At 65.5% G+C, this 5,511-nt stretch carries 3 protein-coding genes; 1 reads left to right on the plus strand and 2 read right to left on the minus strand.

From position 1 onward, the window contains the following. On the plus strand, positions 1 to 2,868 hold a 2,868-nt coding region (locus ACLFQI_RS11085; protein WP_410759328.1), incomplete at its 5' end, for a DEAD/DEAH box helicase family protein. A 152-nt stretch (positions 2,869 to 3,020) separates the two neighbouring features. On the opposite strand, the gene lolA is transcribed toward ACLFQI_RS11085, so the two are convergent. After that, positions 3,021 to 3,752: an outer membrane lipoprotein chaperone LolA gene (lolA, locus tag ACLFQI_RS11090; RefSeq protein ID WP_410759329.1), complete on the minus strand. Its 732-nt coding sequence runs from the start codon at positions 3,750 to 3,752 to the stop codon at positions 3,021 to 3,023. 5 nt (positions 3,753 to 3,757) lie between these two features. Next, positions 3,758 to 5,511, minus strand: a 1,754-nt coding sequence (locus tag ACLFQI_RS11095) for a DNA translocase FtsK (RefSeq protein WP_410759331.1), incomplete at its 5' end; no start/stop codon positions are given.

Consider the following 5,511-nt stretch of genomic DNA (forward strand, 5'->3'; position numbering starts at 1 on the left):
GACGCCCTGGATGCCGAGGTCCAGGCCCTGCGCACCCGCCTCGCCGAGGTCCGTGCTGCCGCCGAGCAGGTGCCCGATACCCACGACTACTCCGAGGCCGACACCCGCCGATATCTGATCGATGCCGAGCTGCAGCGCGCCGGCTGGGCGCTGGATCAGCCCAACAACCGGGAGGTCGAAGTCACCGGCATGCCCACGACCCAGGGCATCGGATACGCCGACTATGTGCTCTGGGGCGACGACGGCAAACCGCTCGCGGTGGTGGAGGCGAAGAAGACCAGCGTCGACCCGCACAGCGGCCAGCAGCAGGCCAAGCTCTATGCGGATTGCCTGGAGCAGATGCACGGCCAGCGCCCGCTGATCTTCACCAGCAATGGTTACCGCACCTGGCTCTGGGACGACCAAGCCTACCCGCCACGGCAGGTCGCCGGCTTCTACAGCAAGGAAGCACTGGCCCGGCTGATCCTGCGCCGCAGCCAGCGTCAAGCCCTGGACGTCACTCAGATCAAGGACGCCATCGCTGGGCGCTACTACCAGAAGCGCGCCATCGGCAGCCTCTTCGCCCAGTTCAGCGCCGCCCTGCGCAAGGCGCTGTTGGTGATGGCCACCGGGACCGGCAAGACCCGCACCGCCATCGCCCTGGTCGATGTGCTGCAACGCGCCGGTTGGGCGAAGCGGGTGCTGTTCCTCGCTGATCGCGTCTCGCTGGTCCGTCAGGCCTGCAATGCCTTCAAGGCGCATCTGCCGGAATCGAGTCTGGTCAACCTGGTCACCGAGAAGGACACCGAGGGCCGGGTCTACGTCTGCACCTATCCGACCATGATGGGTCTGATCGACCAGACCCAGAGCACTGAGGCCCGCTTCGGCGTCGGCCACTTCGATCTGATCATCATCGACGAGGCCCACCGCTCGGTGTATCAGACGTACGGCGCGATCTTCCGCTATTTCGACAGCCTGCTGGTCGGCCTCACCGCCACCCCACGCGAGGAGGTGGACAAGAACACCTATGCCCTGTTCGACCTCGAGCCGGGCGTGCCCACCGACGCCTACGAGCTGGAGCAGGCGGTCAACGACGGCTTCCTGGTGCCGCCCCGTGTGCAGCAGGTCGACCTCAAGTTTCCGCGGGAAGGCATCGACTACGACAGCCTCAGCGACGAGGAGAAGGCGCAGTGGGAGGCCCTGGATTGGGGCGATGAGGTCGAGCCGGACAGCCTGCCGGAGCGGGTTAATGCGGCGGCGATCAACAGTTGGCTGTTCAATCAGGACACCGTCGACAAGGTGCTGCAACATCTGATGGAGCACGGCCACCGGGTCGCCGGCGGCGATCGGCTGGCCAAGACGGTGATCTTCGCCCGCAATCACGAGCACGCGGCCTTCATCGAGCAGCGTTTCAACCACCACTACCCGCACTACAGCGGCCAGTTCGCCCGCGTCATCGACAACAAGGTCCGCTACGCACAGAGCCTAATCGATGACTTCTCGCAACCGGACAAGGCCCCGCACATCGCCATCTCGGTCGACATGCTCGATACCGGCATCGACGTGCCCGAGATCGCCAACCTGGTCTTCTTCAAGCCGGTCTACTCGAAGATCAAGTTCTGGCAGATGATCGGGCGCGGCACCCGGCTCTGTCCGGACCTGTTCGGCCCCGGCGAGGACAAGGCGGACTTTCGCGTCTTCGACGTCTGCTTCAACTTCGACTTCTTCCGCGAGAATCCCGAAGGCATCGAGGCCAGCGGCAGTGCGCCGCTGGGGACGCGGCTGTTCCGCGCCCGCGTGCAACTGCTCGGCCACCTCCAGACCACCCCGGAGCTGGACCCGGATGCCGACCTGTTGATTGCGCTCAGCGATGACCTGCACGCCGAGGTGGCGGCGATGAACCGCGACAACTTCATCGTGCGCCTGCACCTGGAGCAGGTCGAGCGGTGCCAGGATCGGGCGTCCTGGGACGATCTCAGCGAATCCGACCGCGAGACCTTGCAGCGCGAGGTGGCGACGCTGCCCTCCGAGCGCGAGACCGATGACCTGGAATCCCGGTTATTCGATCTGACCGCACTGCGAATGCAGCTGGCCCATGCCGAGACCGATCCGGCGACCTTCGAGCGCCTGCGCCAGCGCGTGGTCGAGATCGCGATGCTGCTGGAGGAGAAGACCGCGATCCCGGCGGTCAACGACCAGCTCGGCTACCTGAGCGCACTGCAGGAGACGGCCTTCTGGGAAGGAATCAGCCTGAGTCAGCTCGAAGAACTGCGGCTGCGACTGCGCGGGCTCGTGCCCTTCCTGGATAAGACCAAGCGCAAGATCGTCTACACGGACTTCAAGGACGAGGTCATCGGCGTGCGCGACGAGGAGGCCATCGCCATCCCCAAGATGACCGGCGTGCAGTACGAGAAGAAGGTCAAGGACTACCTGACCAACCACCTCGACCACATCGTCATCCACCGGCTGCGGACCAACCAACCGCTGACACCGATGGACCTGGAGAGCCTGGAGACCACCCTGGTCAAGATCGGCGAAGACGATGGCGAGACGCTACTCTCGGGACTGCTGGAGCGCAGCGGCACGCCCTCACTGGTGCACTTCGTGCGAAGTCTTGTTGGCATGGATCGGCAAGCCGCTCAAGCAGCCTTCTCCCGCTACCTCAACGACCGCAGCCTCACATCAGCGCAAATGCGCTTTATCGAGCTGATCATCGACCAGCTCACGGCCTGCGGGGTGATAGAGGCCGCCGCGCTCTACGAGCCGCCTTTCAGTCATCTGCACGCCGGAGGACCGGATGAGCTGTTCGCTGGGCGCGAGAACGTGATCGACGGGGTGTTTGAGACGCTCAAGGCGTTGGAGCCGGAGCGGTTGGCAGCGGCCAGCTAAACTTCTGACACTCTGCGGTTAATCCAAAACCCTACTACGCGTCGTGCAATGACGGTTCGGAGAGTCTGCGCCTTAATCATACCCAGCAACGCCTCTTGTGGCACATCTCCGAAACGTCTCTCGTAATGGTCGCGCGTCGCGGTGCGTTCACGTCAATCCACCTGCAGGAAATCACTGCCCGCCGGGCGCTCGAAGCGGAACAGGGCATAGTCGAGCTGCGGGTTGCGCTCCAGATCGTCGAAGATGAAGCGGGTGAGCTGGCCGAAACGATCCTCCATCAGCAGGGTATCGAGCTGGCCGTCGACGAAGGCGATGCGCAGCTTGACGACCTCGGTGTCCTCGGTCTTCGGGATCAGCTCGACCCAGGTGCGGTCGTCGCCTTCATCCAAATTGCGCAGCTCAAAGTAGTCCTCGACCGGCTGCTCGCTGGCCAGGAGCTGGGCGGGCGTGCCATCGAGGATCTTCTTCTGGCTGCTGTGGGTGACCTGGTTCAGGTCCTTGTCGTGCACATAGATGCGCGAGCCGTCGGCGACGATCTGCTGGTCGTTCGGGCTGTCATAGTCCCAGCGGAAGCGGTTGGGGCGCAGCAGATAGAAGGTGCCGCTCGATTCGATCATCTCGCCGCCGTCGGTCCCAAGCGTGATCTGGCGAAAGTCGGCGCTGAGACTGTTGAGCCCGCGCAGGTAGGCCTTCAGCTCATCGATGCCATCGGCCAGGGCCATCGGCGCCCAGAGCGCGATCAGGATCAGGGCGCAACAGGTCAGGGCGGTGGTGCCGAGCCGAGGGATTCGGTGACTCGGGCGAAGCGCCGGTGCTGGCCTTGGAGCCCATTCATGGGATGCGGGTTGGCCGCCCGAGCGGCCTTGTCGAAAGCGATCGATCACGGGATTCAGTCCTGTGGTGGAGGCGAGAGGACCTCGCGGTTGCCATTGGTCTCGGCGGGGCCGACGATGCCGATGCGCTCCATCTCCTCGATCATGCGCGCGGCGCGGTTGTAGCCGATCTTCAGTCGCCGCTGCACGCCGGAGATCGAGGCCCGCCGGCTCTCGATGACGATCTGCACGGCCTCGTCGAACAGCGGGTCTTGATCCTCGACATCGCCGCCGCCCTTGGGTTCCGGGTCGATGCCGGGCAGATGCTCGGAGGGCTCCTGGAGGATGTTCTCGATGTAGTCGGGGGCGCCTTGCTGCTTGAGGAAGGCAACCACCTTGTGCACCTCGTGGTCGTCGACGAAGGCGCCATGCACGCGCTGCGAGATGCTGCCGCCCGGTGGCAGGTAGAGCATATCGCCGTGGCCGAGCAGGTGCTCGGCGCCCATCTGATCGAGCACGGTGCGCGAGTCGACGCGCGCCGAGACCTTGAACGCCATGCGGGTCGGGATGTTGGCCTTGATCAGGCCGGTCAGCACATCGACCGAGGGGCGCTGGGTCGCCAGCAGCAGATGGATGCCCGATGCGCGCGCCTTCTGTGCCAAGCGCGCGATCAGCTCCTCGACCTTCTTGCCGACCACCATCATCATGTCGGCCAACTCGTCGATGATGACGACGATGTTCGGCAGCTTTTCGAGCGTCGGCACCTCGGGCGGTTCCAGGCCCTCGGCGATCGCGGCGTTGACGATCGGCGCATAGGTCGGGTCCGCGAGCGGCTCGCCGGCGGCGATGGCGTCGAGCACCTTGCGGTTGTAGCCGGCGATGTTGCGCACGCCGAGCGCGGCCATCAGCTTGTAGCGGCGCTCCATCTCGCCGACGCACCAGCGCAGCGCGTTGGCGGCCTCCTTCATGTCGGTGACCACCGGCGTGAGCAGATGCGGGATGCCCTCGTAGACCGAGAGTTCGAGCATCTTCGGATCGACCATGATCAGGCGCACATCGTCCGGGCCGGCCTTGTAGACCAGACTCAGGATCATCGCGTTGATGGCGACCGATTTGCCGGAGCCGGTGGTGCCGGCGATCAGCGCGTGCGGCATGCGGCCGAGATCGGCGACCACCGGCTCGCCGGAGATATTGGTGCCCATGCTGATGGTCAGCGGCGACTTGGCCTCCTGATAGGCGCGCGAACCGATGATCTCGCTCAGGGTCACCATCTCGCGCTGATTGTTCGGCACCTCGAGGCCGATCACCGATTTGCCGGGGATGACCTCGACCACGCGCACGCTGATCTTGGACAGCGCCCGCGCGATGTCCTTGCTCAGGCCGGTGATCTTGCTGACCTTGACCCCCGGCGCGAGTTCAAGCTCGAACAGCGCCACGACCGGGCCGGGATGCACCTCGACGACCTCGGCGACGACGCCGAACTCGGCCAGCCGCGCCTCGAGTTCGCGCGACATGGTTTCGAGCTGCTCCGGGGTGGCGGCATTGCCGCTGCGCCGGGGCGGGTCGAGCAGATCGAGCGGGGGGCGCTCGATGACGGTGTTGCGCATCGGGGGTCGCTGGCTCTGCGCCCCCTGTGCGGTTGGAGCGGCTGCGGCCGGTGTTGTCGAGGGCGCCGACGCATCGGCCCAGACGGGCTCGACCGCCGGTTCGAACGCGCTGGGCAGCGCAGCCGATACGCTGGCCGCGAGAGCGGATGCCTGGGGCGCTGGCTCGGGGGAGGAGGCTGACTCGCGATCGCGCGAGGAGGCCGGCTCGGACGAGGGCGCTGGCT

This window comes from Halochromatium sp. (assembly GCF_046541315.1).
Lineage (GTDB): Bacteria > Pseudomonadota > Gammaproteobacteria > Chromatiales > Chromatiaceae > Lamprobacter.